This window comes from Kribbella sp. NPDC059898 (assembly GCF_042730855.1).
Classification (GTDB): Bacteria; Actinomycetota; Actinomycetes; order Propionibacteriales; family Kribbellaceae; genus Kribbella.
In genome coordinates, this window is sequence record NZ_JBHWKR010000002.1 from 811,625 (window position 1) to 832,727 (window position 21,103).

The 21,103-nt window shown below is 70.2% G+C and carries 13 protein-coding genes; 3 read left to right on the forward strand and 10 right to left on the reverse strand.

Going from position 1 to position 21,103, the window contains the following annotated elements:
* Positions 1 to 31: 31 nt before the first annotated feature.
* Genes ACFV9C_RS09450 through ACFV9C_RS09475 form a run of 6 tightly spaced genes read right to left on the reverse strand, consistent with a single transcriptional unit; the run spans position 32 to position 9,605 of the window.
* Positions 32 to 736, reverse strand: coding sequence for a sirohydrochlorin chelatase (locus tag ACFV9C_RS09450; RefSeq protein ID WP_380192078.1), 705 nt, complete (start codon positions 734 to 736; stop codon positions 32 to 34).
* Positions 733 to 1,860 (reverse strand): uroporphyrinogen-III synthase, encoded by a 1,128-nt coding sequence (locus tag ACFV9C_RS09455; protein ID WP_380192079.1) that lies wholly within the window; start codon positions 1,858 to 1,860, stop codon positions 733 to 735. Before ACFV9C_RS09455 ends, ACFV9C_RS09450 begins: the two co-directional genes overlap by 4 nt.
* The gene (nirD, locus tag ACFV9C_RS09460; protein ID WP_380192081.1) at positions 1,857 to 2,207 is read right to left on the reverse strand and encodes a nitrite reductase small subunit NirD; all 351 of its coding nucleotides are present in this window, start codon (positions 2,205 to 2,207) and stop codon (positions 1,857 to 1,859) included. Before nirD ends, ACFV9C_RS09455 begins: the two co-directional genes overlap by 4 nt.
* Positions 2,204 to 6,124 carry a nitrite reductase large subunit NirB gene (gene nirB, locus ACFV9C_RS09465; RefSeq protein WP_380192083.1) on the reverse strand — a complete coding sequence of 1,307 codons (3,921 nt, stop codon included), beginning with the start codon at positions 6,122 to 6,124 and terminating at the stop codon, positions 2,204 to 2,206. Before nirB ends, nirD begins: the two co-directional genes overlap by 4 nt.
* On the reverse strand, positions 6,121 to 8,241 hold the full coding sequence (locus ACFV9C_RS09470) for a molybdopterin oxidoreductase family protein (protein ID WP_380192085.1): 2,121 nt from the start codon (positions 8,239 to 8,241) through the stop codon (positions 6,121 to 6,123). The genes nirB and ACFV9C_RS09470 overlap by 4 nt, the downstream gene beginning before the upstream one ends.
* Positions 8,238 to 9,605, reverse strand: coding sequence for an MFS transporter (locus ACFV9C_RS09475; protein ID WP_380192087.1), 1,368 nt, complete (start codon positions 9,603 to 9,605; stop codon positions 8,238 to 8,240). The genes ACFV9C_RS09470 and ACFV9C_RS09475 overlap by 4 nt, the downstream gene beginning before the upstream one ends.
* Before the next feature lie 147 nt (positions 9,606 to 9,752).
* Here ACFV9C_RS09475 and ACFV9C_RS09480 point away from each other — a divergent pair, with 147 nt between their 5' ends.
* Positions 9,753 to 11,873 (forward strand): MMPL family transporter, encoded by a 2,121-nt coding sequence (locus ACFV9C_RS09480; protein ID WP_380192089.1) that lies wholly within the window; start codon positions 9,753 to 9,755, stop codon positions 11,871 to 11,873.
* 10 nt (positions 11,874 to 11,883) lie between these two features.
* Positions 11,884 to 12,324 carry a YdeI/OmpD-associated family protein gene (locus ACFV9C_RS09485; protein WP_380192090.1) on the forward strand — a complete coding sequence of 147 codons (441 nt, stop codon included), beginning with the start codon at positions 11,884 to 11,886 and terminating at the stop codon, positions 12,322 to 12,324.
* Here the strand turns inward: ACFV9C_RS09485 and ACFV9C_RS09490 are convergent.
* Positions 12,311 to 15,310 (reverse strand): LuxR C-terminal-related transcriptional regulator, encoded by a 3,000-nt coding sequence (locus tag ACFV9C_RS09490; RefSeq protein ID WP_380192092.1) that lies wholly within the window; start codon positions 15,308 to 15,310, stop codon positions 12,311 to 12,313. The genes ACFV9C_RS09485 and ACFV9C_RS09490 overlap by 14 nt on opposite strands.
* Before the next feature lie 95 nt (positions 15,311 to 15,405).
* On the opposite strand from ACFV9C_RS09490, the gene ACFV9C_RS09495 reads away from it, so the two are divergent.
* Positions 15,406 to 16,842 carry an Nramp family divalent metal transporter gene (locus ACFV9C_RS09495; RefSeq protein ID WP_380192094.1) on the forward strand — a complete coding sequence of 479 codons (1,437 nt, stop codon included), beginning with the start codon at positions 15,406 to 15,408 and terminating at the stop codon, positions 16,840 to 16,842.
* Here the strand turns inward: ACFV9C_RS09495 and ACFV9C_RS09500 are convergent.
* From ACFV9C_RS09500 to ACFV9C_RS09510, 3 genes are all read right to left on the reverse strand, one after another.
* Positions 16,829 to 17,599 carry an aminoglycoside 6-adenylyltransferase gene (locus ACFV9C_RS09500; RefSeq protein WP_380192096.1) on the reverse strand — a complete coding sequence of 257 codons (771 nt, stop codon included), beginning with the start codon at positions 17,597 to 17,599 and terminating at the stop codon, positions 16,829 to 16,831. The two genes, ACFV9C_RS09495 and ACFV9C_RS09500, sit on opposite strands and share 14 nt — an antisense overlap.
* 70 nt (positions 17,600 to 17,669) lie before the next feature.
* A complete protein-coding gene (locus ACFV9C_RS09505) occupies positions 17,670 to 20,108 on the reverse strand; it encodes a helix-turn-helix domain-containing protein (protein ID WP_380192098.1) in 2,439 nt (812 codons plus the stop codon).
* Positions 20,101 to 21,030, reverse strand: a complete 930-nt coding sequence (locus ACFV9C_RS09510; protein ID WP_380192100.1) for an SMP-30/gluconolactonase/LRE family protein — start codon at positions 21,028 to 21,030, stop codon at positions 20,101 to 20,103. The genes ACFV9C_RS09505 and ACFV9C_RS09510 overlap by 8 nt, the downstream gene beginning before the upstream one ends.
* Between the last annotated feature and the right edge of the window lie 73 nt (positions 21,031 to 21,103).

Consider the following 21,103-nt stretch of genomic DNA (forward strand, 5'->3'; position numbering starts at 1 on the left):
TGCTCCCCCGGCACCCGACAAGCAAGCACTGTCACACCCTCAGGCAGTCGTCGTGCCGTACCTGTCCGACGGCCGCGGTGGCTTCGTCGTACCGGAGCAGGGCGAGAGTTGCCAGGCGGGGATCGGGGGCCAGCGGCGGGGTGACTGGACGGAGGCCGGCGTGGCGGTGGACGAGGGTGTTGAAGAAGCCGGGGGCCAGGAGGTACGTCGCGATCGCGACGCGGCCGCGTGTTCGGTCCAGTACGGCGGGGAGGCGGTCGCCGGAGCCGGAGATGTACCCGACGTGGACCGGGCGGTCGACGCGGTGGGCGAGCAGGGCGGCGGTGGTATCGCAGTCCGCGTGGGCGCGCGGGTCGGACGAACCTGCAGCGGCCAGGACGATCTGGTCGACGTTCGAGAGGTCGCCGAGGCGGTCGGCCAGGATTTCCACGAGCACGGGGTCAGGCCCGAGGGCGGCGGCCGCGTGGACGCGTCCCGGGTAGCGCCGGGCCTCGGCGGCGACGTCGACGTACACGTGGTAGCCGGAGCTGAGGAGGAGCGGTACGACGACCGCCTCGTCCACGTCCCTGGTGATGCGGTGGACAAGCGCCGGCAGCGCGGGCGTGACGAGGTCGACGAAGCCGAGCGAGACCGGAAGCCCCGGGCGCTGCCGCGCCAACTGCCGCACCAACTCGTGGACAACCGCAATCCCTGCAGGATCAGCCGTTCCGTGCGCAACCGCGACAAGGTCCGTCATGTGGGGACTCCGGCTGGCTCGACGGCCAGGCGGTAGCCGCGGCGGACGACCGTGCGGACGAGCTCGGGGCGGCCTATCGCGGTGCGGAGGCGGTTGACGGTGACTTCCACCGCGTGCACGTCCTCCGCACCTGGCAGCACCGCCAGCAGCTCCGGTCGCGACACCACGTCCCCACCAGCGGCCACCAACGCGGCAAGCACAGCCCGCGGCCCGGGACCCAACGGCAGTACGACGCCGTCCAGCACCGCCGCCCCGCCGCGAATCACCAACTGACCGAACTCCGTCTCGATCGACCGCAGGTTGTCGTCCGTGAGCCGATCCGTGACGATCCGGATCAACGCCCCCAACCGGAACCGGTCAGGCACCAACGGCTCCAGCCCCAGCGCCACGAATGGCCCCGCCGTCACCGGCCCCACGCACGCGTTGAGCACCCGCCCGGTCCGCAGCGCCGCCACCAACTCGTCGTACTGCCCGTTCAGCGCCGCCGCATCCAGCATCGCCTGCGCACCTGGCGCCGACGTGTGGACGACGGCATCGACGGTCCCCCCGCACACCTGCGAGATCATCCGCTCGACCACCACCGGATCCGGCGCCGGCCCCCACCGGTAAACCTCCAGTCCGCGCACCGAGGCACCCGCCGACCGCAGCGCGTCCTGCAGGGCGGGATCCGACAGCCCGTGCAGCTGTACGACGATCTTCCGCCCGCCGACGCCCTGCGCCCGGAGCCATTCGACGACCTCGGCCGTGGTCTCGGACCGCGCCGACCAGTGCTCGACCAGCCCGGCCGCCCGGATCGCGCCGCGCGCCTTCGGGCCGCGGGCCAGGATCCGCGCCTGCTCCAGCGTGCCGAGCAGCTCCGCCGCGAGCCCCGCGGTGTCGGCCGCCTCGACCCACCCGCGGAAGCCGACCGCGGTGGTGACGACCACGTCGTGCGGCGGGTTCGCGATCACCCGCCGGGTCGCCTCGAGCAGCGCGCGGTCGTCGGCGACCGGCACGATCTGCAGCGTCGGCGCGTGCAGCACCTTCGCGCCGCGCCGCTCGAACGACGCGATCAGGTCCTCCGCGCGCCGGTGCGCGGTGACCGCGATCGCGCAGCCGTTCAGCGGCCCGGTCCGAACGCTCACCGCGACCGTACCAAACCGTTTGGTACGGTCTCCTCGCCGCCGCGGACGACGACCTGGCCGTCGACGACGTCCACCGGATACACCGGCAGCGACACGTCCGGGTCGTCCAGGCAGCCGCCGGTGCGCAGGTCGAAGACCTGCTTGAACATCGGCGACGCCACCGTCGGTACGTCGCCGCGGCTGCCGACGATGCCCCGCGACATCACGTTCGCCCCGCTGTACGGGTCCTGGTTGCCGATGGCAAACACCTTCCCGTCGTGGGTGCGGAACAGCGCGATCTGTACGTCGCCGAGCAGGGCGGCGACGCCGCGCTCCGGCAACAGTACGTCGAAGGCGCAGATTCTCATCGGCGTACCTCCAATCGGGGGCCGGCCAGCAGCACCGGCTCCAGTTGCCCGCGTTCGGCCGGGGTGGCCGGACGCGGCTGGTTGCGCTCGACGACGTACCGCAGGTCCGCGTCGGGCTGGTCGGGTGCGTTCACGAACGACACGAACCGGGCGAGCTTGTCCGGGTCGTCCAGCGTCGCGCGCCACTCGTCGACGTACGAGTCGACGTGCCGCGCCATCGCGGCGTCCAGGTCGGCGGCGATGCCGAGGCTGTCGTTCAGGACCACGTCCCGTACCTGGTCGAGGCCGATCTCCCGCATCCACACCGCCGTGCGCTGCAAGCGGTCCCCGGTCCGGATGTAGTACATGAGGAAACGGTCCACGGTCCGGAACAGCTCCTCGTCGGTCAGGTCGGAGGCGAGCAGCTCCGCGTGCCGGGGCGTCATCCCGCCGTTGCCGCCGACGTACAGGTTCCAGCCCTTCTCGGTCGCGATCACGCCGACGTCCTTGCCGCGCGCCTCGGCGCATTCGCGGGCACAGCCGGAGACGCCGAGCTTGAGCTTGTGCGGCGAGCGCAGCCCGCGGTACCGGAGCTCCAGCGCGATCGCCATCCCGACGGAGTCCTGGACGCCGTACCGGCACCAGGTCGAGCCGACGCACGACTTCACGGTCCGCAACGCCTTGCCGTACGCGTGCCCGGACTCGAAGCCCGCGTCCACCAGCCGCTTCCAGATCGCCGGCAACTGCTCGATCCGGGCCCCGAACAGGTCGACCCGCTGCCCACCGGTGATCTTCGTGTACAGCCCGAAGTCACGCGCCACCTCGCCGATCGTGATCAGCCCCTCCGGTGTGATCTCGCCACCGGGGATCCGCGGTACGACGGAGTACGTGCCGTCCTTCTGCATGTTCGCCATCACGTGGTCGTTGGTGTCCTGCAGCGTCGCGCGCTCGCCGTCCAGGACGTGTCCGGCCGGGTCGATGCTGGCCAGGATCGACGCCACCACAGGCTTGCAGATGTCGCAGCCTCGACCGGTGCCGTGCCGCTCGACGATCTCGCTGAACGTGCGCAGCTCGGTAATGCGGACCGCGTCGAACAGCTCGGCACGAGACAGCGCGAAGTGTTCGCACAGCGCCTTGCTGACCTCGACGCCGGCCTTCGTCAGCTCGGTGTTCAGGAGGTTCTTGACGATCGGCAGGCAGGATCCACACGACGTCCCGGCCTTGGTCTTGCCGCACACGGACTTGATGTCGGTGCAGCCCTCGTCCTTCACCGCACAACGGATCGTGCCCGCGGACACGTTGTTGCACGAGCAGACCGGTGCGTCGTCGGGCAGCTCGAGCTGAGCCGGTGCGGCGCCTTCGGGGAGCAGGAACGCGGCCGGGTCGGCGCCGAGCTCGCGACCGACCATCGGGCGGAGTCCGGAGTACGCCGACGCGTCGCCGACCAGGATGCCGCCGAGCAGCGTACGGGCGTCGTCGGACAGCACGAGCTTCTTGTACACACCGGCCACCGGGTCGGCGTACACGATGTCCAGCGCGCCTTCCGTCGTACCGAAGGCGTCGCCGAAGCTCGCGACGTCGACGCCGAGCAGCTTCAGCTTCGTGGACGTGTCGGCGCCGGGGAACGTCGCCGCGCCGCCGAGCAACCGGTCCGCGACGATCTCGGCCATCGTGTACCCGGGCGCGATCAGGCCCCACACGCGGCCCTCGATGCACGCGACCTCGCCGATCGCCCAGACGCCCGGGACCGACGTACGGCAGGCCTCGTCGACGACCACGCCGCCGCGCTCGCCGATCTCCAGGCCGGCCTCCCGGCCGAGCTCGTCGCGCGGGCGGACGCCGGTCGCGAACACCACCACGTCCGCCGGCAGATCGGGGCCGTCGGCAACAGCCATCGCGCGGGCCGCACCCTGGGAGGTGAGTTTCACCCGCTGGCAGGCGGTTTCGGTGAGTACTTCGACGTCGAGACCGGCGATCAACCGGGACAGCGCGGCACCGCCGCCTTCGTCGACCTGCAACGGCATCAGCCGCGGCGCGAACTCGACCACCTTCGTCGCCGCGCCCAGCGCCCGGAGCGCGCCGGCCGCTTCGAGGCCGAGGAGACCGCCACCTACGACGACGCCGCTGACCTGTTTTCCTTCGGCCTTCAGGCGCTCGACGTAGACGCGGAGGGCGGCGACGTCGTCGATCGTGCGGTAGACGAAACAGCCCTGGGCGTCGTTGTTCTTCACCGGCGGGACGAAGGCGGACGAACCGGTCGCCAGGACGAGTTCGTCGTACGCCACCTGCTCGCCGCGGGCCGTGGTGACGGTCTTCGCGGTGGTGTCGATCGCAGTGATCCGTACGCCCTTGCGGAGGTTCACCGCCGGGTCGTCCCACAGGTCCGGGTCGCCGAGCGACAGGTCGTGCGGGTCGCGGCCGGAGAAGTAGCTGGTGAGGGCGACCCGGTCGTACGGGAGCCGCGGCTCCTCGGCGTACACGGTGATCCGGTACTCGACGTCGGTGTCGCGCTGCCGGAGCGCCTCGACCAGGCGGTGCGCGACCATCCCCCCGCCGACCACCACCACATGCTTGGCCTTGTTCAGCTCTGCCATCGTCGCCCTCCTGCTCGGGACTGGTTCGGTCTCGCCGCGCCGGAAGCGGTCGAGCAGTTCGCCGACGGCGCCGGTGCAGCTCCCGCACCCGGTCGTCGCCCGCGTGGTGGCGGCGATGCCGGCGACACTGTCGGCACCCCCACGCCAGGCCGCCTCGATCGCGACCCTGGTGACGCCGTTGCACCTGCACACGGTCGGCACCCGCTTCTTCGGTACTTCGTTGGCCCCACCAAGCAACCCGTCCGCCACAACGGGCGTCCCCCGATCCGCCAGCAACACCAACTCGGCGGCCACCTCCGGAGCCCCCACCACCACCGCAGCCCGCACCACCCCGTCCCGCAGCACGGCCCGCACATACCGCGCCTCATCCTCCAGACGCACCACCTCCCCCACCGCGTCCTTGTCCCCCATCACAAGCACGTCCAACCCACCAGCAGTAACCCTCACAACCTCAACTCCAGATGAGTGCGGGGACGCCGCCGACACACCCCCCGCCGCGGGGGCGGCTGCGGCCGCGCGCAGGTGGATCGCCAGGAGTTCTGCGTGTTCCCACGCGGACGCGACCGTTCCTGTCACGCCGTGTGGCGGTTCGGCGCAGTCGCCGATGGCGTGGGTGGTGGGGTCATTCGGGGCGGTGAAGGTTTCGTCTACGACGATGCCGGTGCGGACGGTCAAGCCGGTGGCCAGTTCGGTGCGCGGCTGGACGCCGCAGGCGACCACGAGCAGGTCGCCGAAAATCTGGCGGCCGTTCTCCAGCTGCAAGGCGTGGAAACGGTCGTCCTTCAGCTGAGTCCGGGCGAGCTGTGTGTTGAGCAGCACCTCCACACCGAGCCGGCGTACCGCCCGCGTCAGCCGCCGACCGGCGGACGGGCGGATCGTCTTGTCCAGCAGGGTTTCACCGTCGTGGACCAACGTGACCGCGACCCCGCGCTCCCGCAATGCACAGGCGGTCTCCACGCCCAGCACCCCACCGCCGACCACAACAGCCCGCCGCGCCGCACCAGCCGCCGCGACCACCGCGCGCGCGTCCTCCACGGACCGCAACACCAGCCCGCCCTCGACCCCGGCAGGCACCACCGGCACCGCCCCGGTCGCGAACACCACCCGGTCGTACGCGTACTCCACACCGTCATCCCCGACAACAACCCGCCGTACCCGATCGACGGCGACCGCACTTACCACAGGCTCGTTGCCAACAGCAACCTCAGCCCGCCCGGCCACGTACTCCGTCAGCCGCGACCGGTTGTACGACGGCTCGTCCCCCAGCACGGTCACGTCGTACGACGGCAACAACTCCGCCAGCCGCCGCCCCGCCATCCCGCCGCCGATGATCACTACCCTCATGCCGGCACCCCCGTAGCGCCGAGCTCGGCCGCCGTCAGCCGCACCGCGCACGCCTTGAACTCCGGCATCCGCGACACCGGGTCCAACGCGTCGTTCGTGAGCTCGTTGACCGCCTCCGCCCCACCGAAATGGAACGGTACGAAAACAGTATCCGGCCGTACGTCGGACGTGATCCGGGCGGGCAGCACCATCGACCCACGCGCGGTCCGCAACCGCACCGGACGCCCATCACCGATCCCAAGCTGCGCCGCCACCCGCGGATGGATCTCCGCGAACACCTCCGGCTCGGCGGCCGCCAACTCCGGCACCCGCCGCGTCTGCGCCCCGCTCTGGTAGTGCTGCAACAACCGCCCGGTCACCAGATACAGCGGCGCGTCTCCGTTGAGGTCATCCGCGACCGGCCGGTGGTCGACCGGTACGACGTGCGCCCGCCCGTCCGGCGTCGCGAACCCGTCGGCGAACAACCGCGGCGTCCCCGGATGCCCCTCGGCCGGCACCGGCCAGAACAGCTCCTCGCCCGCGTCCAGCCGCTCCCAGGTGATCCCCGAGTAGTCGGCCTTCCCGCCCGCACTCGCCCGCCGCAACTCCTCGAACACCTCGGCCGGATCCGTCGAAAACCCCGCTACACCAAGCCTTTCGGCGATCCCCGCGAACACCGCCAGATCACTCCGCACCTCCCCCGGCGCAGCCACCGCGGCCCGCCGCCGCAGTACCCGCCCCTCCAACGACGTCATCGTCCCGTCCTCCTCAGCCCACTGGGTGACGGGAAACACCACGTCCGCCAGCAACGCAGTCTCGGACGGCACCACATCCGCCACCACCAGCAGTTCCAGAGAGGTCAGCCGGTCCCGCACCGAGGAGAGATTCGGCGCCGACACCAGCAGATTGCTGCCATGTACGAACAACGCCCGCGGCCCACCCGCCGTACCGAGCGAGTCGATCAGCTCAACCGCACTCTGCCCGGCCCGAGGCAAATCCTCCTCAGCAATACCCCAGACCTCAGCAACATGCGTACGCGCGGCCAGGTCCTCAATGCTCCGATAGCCAGGCAGCTGATCCGCCTTCTGCCCGTGCTCCCGCCCACCCTGTCCGTTCCCCTGCCCGGTAATACACCCGTACCCACTCCCCACCCGTCCAGGCAGCCCGAGCGCCAACGCAAGGTTGATACAAGCGGTCACCGTGTCCGTGCCCTTACTGTGCTGCTCGGCCCCACGCCCCGTCAGGATGAACGCACCCGCGCCACCGTGCACCGGGGCAGCCGCCGCCAGCACCCGTGCTGCCCGCCGGATCGTGGCGGCGGGTACACCAGTTACCCGCTCGGCCCGCTCAGGCCACCAAGAAGCGGTCGAACGAATCAACAAGTCGGGGTCATCGACCCGAGCGCCCAGGAATGTGGTGTCTGCGAGGTTCTCCTGTAGGACTACATGGGTTAGGGCGAGGAGCAGGGCTAGGTCTGTGCCGGGGGTTGGCTGTAGGTGGATGCCGTTGCTGTTGTCGGTCAGGCCTGCGGTGGCTGAGTGGCGCGGGTCGACGACCAGAAGTCCACCCGCGTCCCTCGCGCCCTGCAGGTGGGCGACCGCCGGCGGCATCGTTTCCGCGAGGTTGCTGCCCACCAGCAGTACGGCGCCCGCGCCGCCGAGATCCGCGAGCGGGAACGGCAGGCCCCGGTCGATCCCGAACGCCCGGTTCGTCGCGGCCGCCGCGGACGACATACAGAACCGTCCGTTGTAGTCCACGTTCGCCGTCCGCAGCGCGACCCGTGCGAACTTCCCGAGCGCGTACGCCTTCTCGTTGGTCAGACCACCGCCGCCGAACACCGCCACCGAGTCGGAACCGTGCGCGGCCTGCAACACCTTGATCCGATCAGCCACGAAATCCAGCGCGGCAGACCAAGTGGTCTCTTCCAGTTCGCCAGCGGCATTGCGGACGAGGGGCACGGTGAGCCGGTCCGGCACCGTGAGTACGTCGGGAGCCGTCCACCCCTTGCGGCACAGCCCGCCCCGATTGGTGGGGAAGTCGCGCGGCCGCACCTCCACCGCACCCGGCCGGTCGACCGGGTGCAGCGTGGTCGCGCACTGCAGCGCGCAGTACGGGCAGTGGGTCGGGACTGCTGTCATACACGCTCCTGGCTGAGCGGGCCGCCCTTGCGCAGGTAGCAGAAGTACGTCACGACCAGGCACACCACGTAGAACCCGCAGAACACGTAGAGCGCCGGGATCAGCGACCCGAAGTGGCTCGTCGACGTCGCGAAGCCCCGCGGTACCAGGAACCCGCCGTACGCACCGACCGCCGACGCGATCCCGATGCACGCGGCCGCCTCGCGCCGCGCCCGGCCCGGGTCGCCGGCCGTGGTCAGCCGGAACACCGCCGGAATCATCCGGTACGTCGACCCGTTCGCGATCCCGCTGGCCACGAACAGCACCAGGAAACTCGCGAGGAACGCCGCAAAGCTCTCCGCCTTGAGAGCGAAGATCGCGGAGACGATGCCCAACCCCATCACCACGAACGAGCAGACGGTCACCCACGCGCCGCCGACCCGGTCGGCCAGCTTGCCGCCGAACGGCCGCGCGACCGACCCGACCAGCGCGCCCAGGAACGCGTAGTGCGCCGGCGTGACCTCCGGGAACGTGGTCTTGATCAGCAGCGGGAACGCCGCCCCGAACCCGATGAACGACCCGAAGGTCCCGATGTAGAGGAACGAGATCACCCAGGTGTGCGGCCGCTTCGCCGCGGCGACCGACGTACGGAACGACGAGTTCGCCACCGACAGGTTGGCCATCGCTTTCCAGGCCCAGACCGCGGCCAGCACGATCAGCGGCAGCCACATCAGGCCGGAGCGGTTCAGCGTCAGGCCGGCCCCGGCGACGATCACGATCGGCACCACGAGCTGGACGACCGCGACGCCGAGGTTCCCGCCGGCCGCGTTCACGCCGAGTGCGAAACCCTTCTCCTTCTCCGGGTAGAAGAAGGAAATGTTCGTCATGCTGCTGGCAAAGTTCCCGCCGCCGACACCCGCGGTGGCCGCGACCAGCGCCATCAGCCAGAACGGCGTGTCGGGCCGCGTCATGAAGTACGACAACCCGGCAGTCGGGATCAGCAGCAGCAGCGCCGACACCGTGGTCCAGTTCCGCCCGCCGAACCGCGGTACGGCGAACGTGTACGGCAGCCGCAGCGTCGCGCCGACCAGGCTCGGCAGCGCGACCAGCCAGAACAGCTGGTCCGTGCTGTAGCTGAAACCGGCCTTCGGCATCGACACCACGACGATGCTCCAGAGCTGCCACACCGAGAAGCCGAGAAACTCGGCGAAGATCGAGGGCCAGAGGTTCCGGCGGGCGACCGCACGGCCCTTCCCGGCCCAGAACTTGGCGTCCTCAGGATCCCAGACATCGATCCAGCGCCCGCGCCGCGGGGCCTCGACCGTGCCGACCGCGCCACTTGCCTCGCGGGTGGCGACAGCCGCTTGTCCTGCCTCGAGCGTCATCGCAAGTCTCCGATCATCCGACCTCATCGATTAGGCCTGGACGTTATGACCGGGGTGTTTCCGCGTAGTCATCTTGTTGTTACGCCGCCGAAACGGCTCCCGCACACCTCTCGGTGGGGACTGAGAGATCCCGGTACTGTGCCGGGTGTGAAGCAGCGGTGGATGTGGAGGGCGGGGATCGCCGCCGTACTGATCGTCTGGCTCGTGCTGGGCGCCGTCGGCGGGCCTGCCGTCGGCAAGCTCAGCGAGGTCCAGCAGAACGACAACGCCAACTTCCTCCCGAAGAAGGCCGAGTCCACCCAGGTCGCGAACGAGGCGGCCAAGTTCGTCGACTCCAAGGCCTTGCCGTACTTCGTCCTGATCGAGCGCGACACCCCGATCACGACCGCGGACCAGGCCAAGGTGACCGCGTTCGTGGCCGGTATCCCGGCGCTCGGCCTCGGGGACGGCAAGAAGCTCGGCGACTACCTGGTCGCCCCGGTCGGGACCGCGCGGCCGTCCGACGACCACAAGGCGCTGCTGCTCACCGTGCAGGTGGACGGCAACCGCGCCGACGAGGTCGTCGGCCAGGGCGAGACCGTGCTGTACGCCGTGGCGAAGGCGCTCCGGGCCGAGATCAAGGACTCGCTGACGCCGACCGGGCTGCAGGTGTACGTCACCGGCCCGGGCGGGGTGTTCGCGGACTTCGTGGTCGCGTTCAGCGGGATCGACGGGATCCTGCTCGGCGTCGCGCTCGCGGTCGTGTTCGTGATCCTGCTGATCGTGTACCGCAGCCCGATCCTGCCGATCGCCGTCCTGCTGACCGCGGTGTTCGGGCTCGCCCTGGCCGCCTCGGTCGTGTACCCGCTGGCGAAGCACGGCGTACTGCAGCTGAACGGGCAGAGCCAGGGCATCCTGTTCATCCTGGTCGTCGGCGCGTCGACGGACTACGCGCTGCTGCTCGTCTCCCGTTACAAAGAGGAACTGCACGACTACGAGAGCAAGTACCAGGCGATGCGGGTGGCGTGGCGGGCGGCGATCGAGCCGATCGCGGCCAGCGCGGCGACCGTCATCCTCGGGCTGCTCTGCCTGCTGCTGTCGCGGCTCGGCAGCACGAAGGGGCTCGGCCCGGTCGGTGCGTTCGGGATCGCCGGTGCGTTCATCGCGGCGATGACGTTCCTGCCGGCGATCCTGCTCGCGTTCGGGCGGCGGATCTTCTGGCCGTCGATCCCGCGCGTCGATCACGTGCACTCCCGCGACCAGGTCGGCGGGCGCCGGCTCTGGGGCCGGGTGTCCGGGCTGGTCGGGCGGCGGTCGCGGCGGGTGTGGGCGATCAGTGCGCTGGCGCTGCTCGCCTGCGCGGCGTTCCTGCCCACGTTCAAGGCGAGCGGTACGTCGCAGGAGGACCTGTTCCTGAACAAGGTCGAGTCGGTCACCGGCCAGCAGCAGCTCGCCAAGCACTTCGACGCCGGCGCCGGCACGCCGGTCGAGATCCTGACCCCGGTCGCGCTGGCGGACCGGGTGGTCCGGGCCGCGATGAAGGTCGACGGTGTCGGCGCCGCCTCCGCCTCGGTCGCTCCCGGCGTACCGCCGAAGGTTGTCGACGGCAAGGTCATGGTCCAGGCGACGCTGAAGATCCCGGCCGACTCGCCGGACGCCACCAAGATCGTGAAGCACCTGCGGGCGGACCTCGACTCGATCAGCCCGGAGATTCTGGTCGGCGGCAACACCGCGATCAACCTGGATGTCCTGGACGCGGCGCAGCGCGACCTCAAGGTGATCATCCCGACGATCCTCGCGGTGATCTTCGTCGTCCTGATGCTGCTGCTCCGCTCGCTGGTCGCCGCCGTCCTGCTGGTGATCGCGAACGTGCTGTCGTTCGGCGCCACGGTCGGGGTCAGCGCGCTGATGTTCAACCACGTGTTCAAGTTCCCGGGCGCGGATCCGGGGATCCCGCTGTACGCGTTCGTGTTCCTGGTTGCCCTGGGCATCGACTACTCGATCTTCTTGATGACCCGGGTCCGCGAGGAGTCCCAGGAACAGGGCACCAGACCTGGCATCCTGGTCGGCCTCGCCGTCACCGGCGGCGTGATCACCTCGGCCGGCGTGGTCCTGGCGGCGACGTTCTCGGCGCTGGCGGTGCTGCCGATCCTGTTCCTGGTCCAGATCGCGTTCATGGTCGCGTTCGGCGTACTCCTCGACACCACCGTCGTACGCTCGCTGCTCGTCCCGTCCCTGGCCCACGACATCGGCAAGAAGGTCTGGTGGCCCAGCAAACTCGCGTCCTAGGCTGCTGGGCATGGAGACGTTCGAGGGCAGCATCCAGGTGAACGACGGCGGCGGCGCCTGGCTGGAAGTCCCGGCAGCCGTCGTCACCGCGTTGGGCGGCGGCGGCCGGATTCCGGTGCGGGCGACGTTCGACGGGGTCGCTTATCGCGGGTCGATCGCGTCGATGGGCGGGTGTATGGCGCTGGGGATCCTGAAGACCATCCGCGCGGAGCTGGGCAAGGGCGACGGGGATCGGGTGACCGTGACCGTCGAGCGCGACGCCGGCGAGCGGACGGTCGAGGTACCGGAGGATCTCGCGGCGGCGCTCGCCGAGGCCGGGGTGCGGGAGGCGTTCGACGGGTTGAGCTTCAGCCATCGGCGGGAGCACGTGAACGCGATCAACGACGCGAAGAAGCCCGAGACCCGGCAACGCCGGATCGCCAAGGCGGTGGAGATGGTCACGCCTTCCTGAGCGACGCCAGTTCGGTGCGGTTGGCGACGCCGAGTTTGGTGTAGACGTGGGCCAGGTGGGTCTTGACGGTGCCGCGGCTCATGAACAGGCGTTCGCCGATCTCCGGGTTGCTGAGGCCCTCGACCGCCAGCGCGACGACCTGCTCCTCGGTCGGGGTGAGGCTGGCCCAGCCCGACGACGGCCGGCCGCGGGTTCCTCTGGTACGGCGGGCATACGCGACGGCCTCGTCCACCGTGAGTGCCGCCTCGTCCGACAGCGGCAGCTCAGGATGATCGGCCGGTACGCCGAGGCCGATCTGCTCGCGCGCCGCCGCCGCAGCGCGCGCCAGGCGGGCGCCGTCCGCCGGGCGGTTGGTGTGATTCGCCAGCAGGGCAAGGGATTCCAGGCTGTCGATGACGTACGTCCGCAGACCGTGGTCGACGCGGATCGTCAACGCCTGATGGATCAGCTCGGCCGCCTTGTCCGGGTGCTCGGCGATCGTGTTCCGGCCGAGCTGGTCCAACGCGTCGGACAGCGGACGCGGGAGGTCGTACGAGCGCGCCAGGTCAACGGCCCGTTCGAGCAGCTCGGTCGGGTCCTGCCCCAGGGCACGCTGAGCGGCGGCAACCGTCGGCAGCAGCATCGCGGGCGCGAACGTCCCGGCGAGCGGGCTGTCCGGCGCGGTCTCCCGGCCGAGCCACCGTACGGCAGCGTCGTACTCGCCGGTCCAGAGCGAGATCAGACTCATCACCTGTCCGAGATTCGGTACGACGGACCCCGCGGTCTCGGCCAGTTCGAGCAGCGGCCGCATCAACGCGCGCGCCTCGTCGGCCCGGTCCACCCGTACCAGCACGGAGGCCAGCTGCGCGCGGGCCGAGCCGACGCGGTGGAAGTCGGCCAGCGGTTCGGCTGCCGCGAGAGCGCGTTCGGCGAGCTCGACGGCCTTGAGCGGTTCGCCCGTCGACATCAGGCTCTCGGACCAGGTGGTGAGGACGGTCGACGCGATGCCGCGTTCGCCGCTGCTGATCAGCCCGGCGGCCGCACGATCCAGCAACGGATGGAGGTCCTCGTGGCGGTCCCACAACGCGAGCAGCACACACTGCAGGCCGACGTTCGCGTTCCGGGCGTGCTCGTTGCCGATGCCGTCGGCCAACCGCACGCCCTCGACCGTCAGGTCCCACGCCTTCTGCAGGTCGGTGAAGAACTCGCCGACGGCAACCATCGCGAGGAACAGCGAGCGCAACCGGTCGTCACCCAACTCGGTCGCCAGGTCGAGCCCGCGCCCGGCCGCGTCGTACCCGAACGGATCGACGGTGTCGGCAACGGTCGCGTACCCGTAGTACAAGCGGGCCTGCAGCAATGTCCGGTCGTCCGGGGCGCGGTCGATCGCGCGCCGGAGGTAGCCGATGCCCTCAGTGCCGGTCGCCTGCAGGTTCCACAGCCAACGGAGCGCCGCGGCGAGCCGGCGGCCGCGGTCCGGGTCGTCGGCGGCCAACCCGTGTTCGAGCGCCGTACGGAAGTTCTCCCGGTCGGGCTCGATCAGCGCCCGCCAGGCGTCCCGATCGCTGTCCAGCAAGGGTTCCGCGGCCTCGGCGACCTGCAGGTAGTGGTCGAGATGCCGATCCCGTACGTCGTCAGTCTCCCGAGCGGCGGCGTACTCGCGGATCGTCTCGAGCAAGCGGTACCGCCCGTCCTCCGCAACGACAAGCGATTTGTCGACAAGCCGCGCGAGGACACTCGGTACGGCGCCACTCACCGCCGCCGCGGCCTCGAGCGTGAACCCGCCCGCGAACGCCGCCAGCCGCCGGAACACCTGCCGGTCGTCCTCGGCCAGCAAGTCGTAGCTCCAGTCGATCGACGCCGCCAGCGTTCGCTGCCGCGCCGCGACGCCCCGGACGTTCTTGGTCAACAGCCCGAACCGGTCCTCCAGCCCGGCCTCGATCTGCATCGGCATCAACGTCCGGCCCCACGCGGCGGCGAGCTCCAGCGCCAGCGGAATCCCGTCCAGCCGTTCACAGATCGCCCGTACGGCGCGCTCGACCTCCGGCGTACCCGCTGCCGCGTCCGAGCGTTCCAGGAAGAGGACTCGGGCTTCCTCAGGTGAGAGGGCGGGGACCCGCCAGACGGCTTCGCCCGGGAGATCGAGGGGTTCGCGGCTCGTGGCGAGGATCGTGAGTTCAGGACAACCGGTCTGCAGCGCGGTGACGAACTCGGCCACGCCGTCGATGATCTGCTCACAGTTGTCCAGACAGATCAGCGCCTGCCTGTGCCGCAACTGACCGATCAGCAGCCGATCACCCGGCTCGACCAGCAGACCGACCGCTGCCGCGACCGCCTCGGGGATCTGAGCGCTGTCGGTCACGGCCGACAGGTCGACCCACCAGACGCCGTCCGCCCACCGTTCTGCCAACTGCGCGGCGGTCTGAGCGGCCAGGCGGGTCTTCCCGCTGCCACCCGGCCCGGTGAGTGTGACGAGCCGGCTCCCGGCAAGCTGCGTCCTGAGTGCGGCGACCTGCGTCGTACGGCCGACGAAGCTGGTGAACATCACCGGCAGGTTGTTCGGTACGAGGTCGAGCGACCGCAGCGGCTCCGCGGTCGACGTGAGCTCGAAGATCCGCTCGGCCGACCCCAGATCCCGCAAGCGATGGATCCCGAGATCGATGACGCCGTCGACCAGCGCCGCAGTTGTTGCGGTGAGCAACGTTTGACCGGGGTTGGCGATCGCCAGCAGCTGCTCGGCATGCCGGACGGCCGGTCCGACCGCGGTCGCTGTGTGGACGGCGATCCGGAGCAGGTCGCCCGCCGGCACCAGCGCGGCCGCTTCGCGCAGTGCCCCGGCGGCCTCGATCGCGTCATCCACGGCGTCGTACACGAGCACCGGCCACCCGGCGTCCCGCCGTACCAGCTGCTCCCCCGGCAGTTCGGCGGCCAGCCCCGCCAGCCGGGCGTACGCCGGTGCGCTGGCGGCACCGGCGTACGACGCGGTCAGTACTGTTACCCCACCCATGCGCGCCAGTCTGCCATCGGACGGTTTCGGGTCGCCGTTGTCGACTGTATACGTTACCCTCCGGAAGCAGGGGGGTCGACAGAGTGAGGAGCCTGATGACGGACACCGCACCCACCGACCACGGACACTTCGCGCTACCGACCAAGAACCTGCCCGCACCCCAGGTCCGCGATCTTCCCGAACCGCCCGCGAACACCTGGAAGATCATCGGCCCCGGCATGGTCGGCGCCGGCGTCGGGCTGGCCTCCGGCGAGTTCATCCTCTGGCCGTACATCTCCAGCCAGGTCGGCCTGGTGTTCCTCTGGGGCGCCGTCGTCGGCGTGGTCGTGCAGTGGTTCCTGAACATGGAGATCGAGCGGTACACGCTGGCCACTGGTGAGACAGCGTTGACCGGCTTCAACCGGTACGGCAAGCACTGGGGCCTGTTCTTCGCGATCATGACGTACTTCGCGAACCTCTGGCCGGGCTGGGCGACCAGCTCCGCGAGCATGCTCACGTACCTGTTCGGCGGCGGCGACCCGCGCTGGATCGCGATCGTGATGCTGCTGGTGATCGGCGCGATCCTGACCTTCGCGCCGGTCGTCTACGTGATGCTGGAACGGCTGATCGCGGTGAAGATCGCGGCCGTCGCGCTGCTCGTCGTGCTCGCGCTGGTGTTCGCGATCCGCGGGAAGACGTACTCCGCGCTAGGGCACGCGGTCACCCAGCCGCAGTTCCCGGCCGAGCAGCTCGGGTTCGCGCTCGTGATGGGCGCGATCGCGTACGCCGGGGCCGGCGGCGGGCAGAACCTCGTGCAGAGCAACTGGATCCGCGACAAGGGCTTCGGGATGGGCGTACACGTCCCGCGGCTGACGTCACCGGTGACCGGAGCGACCGAGGCCGACCCGAACGCCAACGGCTACACGTTCCCGCCCGACGACGCGAACCTCGCCCGCTGGCGGCGCTGGTGGCGGTTCGCGAACATCGAGCAGGCCTCGACGTTCGTGGCCATCACCGTGGTCACGATCGCGTTCACGTCGATGCTCGCGCACGCCACGCTCTTCGGCAACGCCGGCGTACAGAACAGCATCAGCTTCCTGAAGATCGAGGGTACGACGCTGCAGACGGTCGTCGGCGGCTGGTTCGGGTACCTGTTCTGGGCGGTCGGCGCGTTCTCGCTGTTCGCCGCGGCGGCCGGGATCGTCGACTACACGTCCCGGCTCGCCTCCGACATGATCAAGGCCCGGTACCTGCGGACGTCGACGATCACCGAGTCCAAGCTCTACTTCTGGCTGGTCTGGGGACTCGTTGCCTTCGGCATCATCGTGCTGCTGGCCGGCCTCACCCAGCCATTGGTTCTGCTGGTCATCTCGGCCTGCACCGCGGGCACCATGATGTTCGTCTATTCCGGCCTGCTCTGGTGGATGAACTCCAGGGCACTCCCCGACGCCATCCGCATCACCACGTCCCGGACCGCCGTACTCCTCTTCTCGTTCCTGGCCTTCGGTTTCCTGGCGGTCTTCACCGCCATCGACCAGCTCAAGAAGCTCTGAGGAACGCGACGACAGCTTCCTCCGCGGCGGTCCGCCGTACCATCGGCACGCCCTCGCGGACCTTCCGGTAGACGTCGACGGCTGCCTCCAGCGCGCGCAGGCAGTCGTCGGCGTCGGCGGTCGCGATCGTGGCGCGGAGCTCCGGCACCAGTTCGGGCGCCAGCGTCTCGAAGCGCCGTACGCCGGCGGGCCGCGACGTACGGCCCCACGTCGCCAGCGGCGCGATCGCCAGCCCGCGCAGCGCGCCGAGGGCCTCGATCGCCTCGAACAGTTCGCCGCGGGCGATCTTCACCGCCGTGTAGTGCACCCACGGCCAGAACCGGTCCTCGATCCACTGCGGATCCGGCTGCGGCCACGCGGCCTCGGAGTCCGCCCGCACCTTGTCCACGGTGTCGTCCCGCTGCCACAACACCACGCCGTCCTCGACCCGCGTCCGCAGCCCGTCCGGCGTGACGAACTTGAGGTCCACATGCACCAACGGCGGCCCGAACAGCGCGATCAGCAGCCGCGGCTCACCGACATGCTCACCGCTGAAGCTCGACAGCAACGGCCCGACCCGCGCCGCGAACTCCTTCGCCTCGGCGAGGCACGCCGGCTGCCCTTCCGCCGTACACACGAGCACCAGATCAAGATCCGAGTACTCGTCACTGATGCCCGAGGCAACCGACCCGCCGGCAACCACCGCCAGCACCCGCGGATCCTTCGCCGCCTCACGCAGTACGCCGTCCGCCACTTGCCGGAGATGCTCCGGAATCATGCCCACCAGTCCTCCCAGGATCAGGTCAGCAGACCACCATCCCACGCCACCCGGATCCCGGGCGAACGAATTACCCTTCGAGCAGAGCGCGGACCTCCGCGGCCTGCTTGAGGCCGTGCCGGGTGTAGAGCCGCAACGCCAGCCGCCATTGCTCCCGAGCGGACGCGCGCTCGTCGAGGCCGTCCAGTGCGCTCCCCAGCACGTGGCGGATCCGGGCCTCCAGCTCCCAACTGCTGCCTACCAGCTCCAGCGCGGCTTCGAGGTCCGTGACGGCCGCCGCGAACTCCCCGGTCTGTACCTCGGTCGATCCGAGCTGCCACAGCAGGTCGACCATCGCGAACGGCACGGCTTCCCTCCGGAGCGGCTCGATGGCGTCTCTGAGCCAGCGAGCGGCCTCGGTCGCGCGACCGCTGTCCCGCAGCGACCGGGCGACCGTGCCGGAGACCCAGTACAGCTCTTCCGGCGCGGCCTTCCGGATCAACGTGTCGGCGAGTTCGAACTGCCGGTCCTGCTCGCCCGGATCGTTGCCGCGGCCTGCCAGCACCCCGAGTCCGAGCCGCGCCTCCGATTCGCCGAAGACATCACCGAGCTCGACGGCCAACCGGAGACCCGCCTCGGTCCGGGCGCGGCTCTCGTCGAGCCGGCCGACGCGTTCCAGGAAGGATCCGAGCCCGGTCAGGCTGAACAGCAGATGCTGCTGATAGCCGTGTGCCGCGGCCTCGGTCACCGAGGTCGTCATCGCCTCGATCGCCGCACCGAACTCGGACAACGTGCCGTAGTGATGCGCCAGGTCGTGACTGAGCATGGCAACGGCCTGCGGCGGAGCGAGCTCCGGCGACGCCGCCAGCAGCTTCATCGCGAGTTCTCCCGTCCGGACACCGTCCAGGTCCCGCCGGCGGTTGTTCCAGAAGCCGACCATCCCGACGGCGATGCGGATCAGCAGGACCAGTTCCTCCCGGATCCCCCGCTGGACGACGCGGTCGGCGGCTGTGATGATCTCGTCCGCCTCCAGATCCAGCCAGCGCAGGGCGGCCGGGCTGTCGAGATCTTCGGTCCCTTCGGTCCAGCTCTGTTCGAACCAGTCGGCCGACAGTGCGCCGACGCCGTTGCGCGTCCTGGCGCGCCAGGCGAAGCCGGCATACAACGACAGCACCCGGAGCCTGGCCGCCCGGCGCTCCGCTTCCGGTACGTCGGCAGCCATCTCGCGGGCGTACGCCCGGACCAGATCGTGGAACCGGTAGCGGAACACGTCGACGGTCTCCAGCAGATGCAGATCGACCAGCGTCTCCAGTACCACACCGATCTCGGCGACCGGCCGGCCGGCGATCCGGGCCGCGACCCGGACGTCGAACTCGTCACCGTCGTACAGACCGAGCAGCCGGAACACGTCGGCCGCCTCCCGGTCGCGCACAGCCAGCGCGGACAACGACATCGCGATACTCGCCCGAACCCCAGCACGGGCGGCGGCCCCGCCGGCCGGAGCGGCGGTTGCGGCGGTTGCGTCGGTTGCGGCGGTTGCGTCGGTTGCGTCGGTTGCGTCGGTTGCGTCGGTGAGGATGTCGAGCCGGCTGGTCTCGTCGGTCAACCGCCGGCGCAGCAGCCCGACCGTCCAGTCCGGCTCGTTCGCGAGCCGGGTCCCGGCGATCCGCAGCGCCAGTGGCAATGCCCCACAGAGCTTGACGACGTCGGCGGCCGCCACGGGATCGGCGGCGATCCGCTCCGGTCCGGCGACGGCCGCCAGCAGAGCCAGCGCCTCAGCCTCCGGCAGCACGTCGAGGAGCAAGTGCCGTGCTCCGGGCACGGCGGTCAGGACCCGGCGGCTGGTGATCACGACGGCACAGGTCGACGTACCCGGCAGCAGGCCGACGATCTGCTCGGTACCGGCGACGTTGTCCAGCACCAGCAGCAGGCGCCGGCCGGCGCAGGCCGACCGGAAGAGCGCCGCGGCGTCGTCGACCGACCCGGGGACGTGGTCGAGCCGCACATCCAGCGCCTGCAGCAGTGCGGTGACCGCCTCGAGCGGCCGCATCGGCTCGCCCGGCCCGAAGCCGCGCAGATTCAGATAGAGCAGGCCGTCCGGGAAGCGTTCGGCCACTGCGTGTGCCGCGTGGACCGCGAGGGCTGTCTTGCCGACACCGCCCATGCCCGCGATCGCCGAAATCACCAGCACCCCAGGTGCGTCCCCACCCCCGGACAGCAGCTCGGTGACCGACGTGACCTGCTCGGTCCGCCCGACGAAATCGGCGACGTCGTCGGGCATCCGGTACGGCGACTCGCCGGCCGCCTTGTTCGGCCGCGGAACGGCTGCCGACAGCTCGGCGACCTGCTCTGCGTCGAGCCCCAGACCGCGGGACAGGAGTTGGACCGTGAACTGGCGAGGACGTTTGCGGCGCCCGGCTTCCAGAGTCTTGACCGCTTCGACACTGACCCCGGACGCCTCGGCCAGCTTCTCCTGGGAAAGGCCGGCGGCCCGGCGGAAGTCCCGCAGTACGGCTCCGAACTCAGACACGGGGTCCGTAGGCCTCCGGGGCGCCGTTGGCGGTGGTGAAGAGGGAGTAGACGGAGGTGGTCGCGGTGAGGAACAGGCGGTTGCGTTTCGGGCCGCCCCAGGTGAGGTTGCTGACGGTTTCGGGGACCAGGAGTTTGCCGAGCAGGGTGCCGTCGGAGTGGTAGACGTGGACGCCGTCGGCGGCCGAGGCCCAGATCCGGCCCTGGGTGTCGAGGCGGATGCCGTCGAAAACGCCGTTGCCGCACTCGGCGAACAGTTCACCGCCGCTCAGCTTGTCGCCGTCGACGGCGAAGACGCGGATCGTCGCCTCCTCGGAGTCGGTGATGTACAGCAACGACTCGTCGAGCGAGAAGGCCAGGCCGTTCGGGCGGTCGAAGTCGTCGGCGACGCGGGTCAGGGCGCCGTCCGGCGAGACCCGGTAGACGTGACAGCCGCCGGTCTCGATCTCGCCCTTGTACCCCTCGTAGTCGGAGTCGATGCCGTACGCCGGGTCCGTGAACCAGACGGATCCGTCGCGCTTCACGACGACGTCGTTCGGGCTGTTCAGGCGCTTGCCGTCGTACTCGTGGGCGAGCACGGTGATGCCGCCGTGGTGCTCGGTGCGGGTCACCCGCCGGTTGCCGTGCTCGCAGCTCACCAGCCGGCCCTCGGTGTCGCGGGTGTGGCCGTTGGTGTTGCCGGCCGGCTGCCGGAAGACGGAGACCTGGTACGACGTCTCGTCCCAGCGCAGGATGCGGTCGTTCGGGATGTCGCTCCAGAGCAGGTAGCGGCCGGCCGCGGAGTACACCGGGCCCTCCAGCCAGCGGCCGCCGGTCCACAACCGTTCGAGCCGGCTGTCGCCGCGGATGCACGCGAACCGGTCGTCCAGCTTCTCCCAGACCGCCGGAGCGGTGCCTGCCAACGGCTCGAGAATTCCGGTCATCTCGTCTCCTCCTGGTTGGACCTCTGGGACGGAAGGATATGCGTGGCGCCGCATGCGGGGGCTTCAGGTCCGG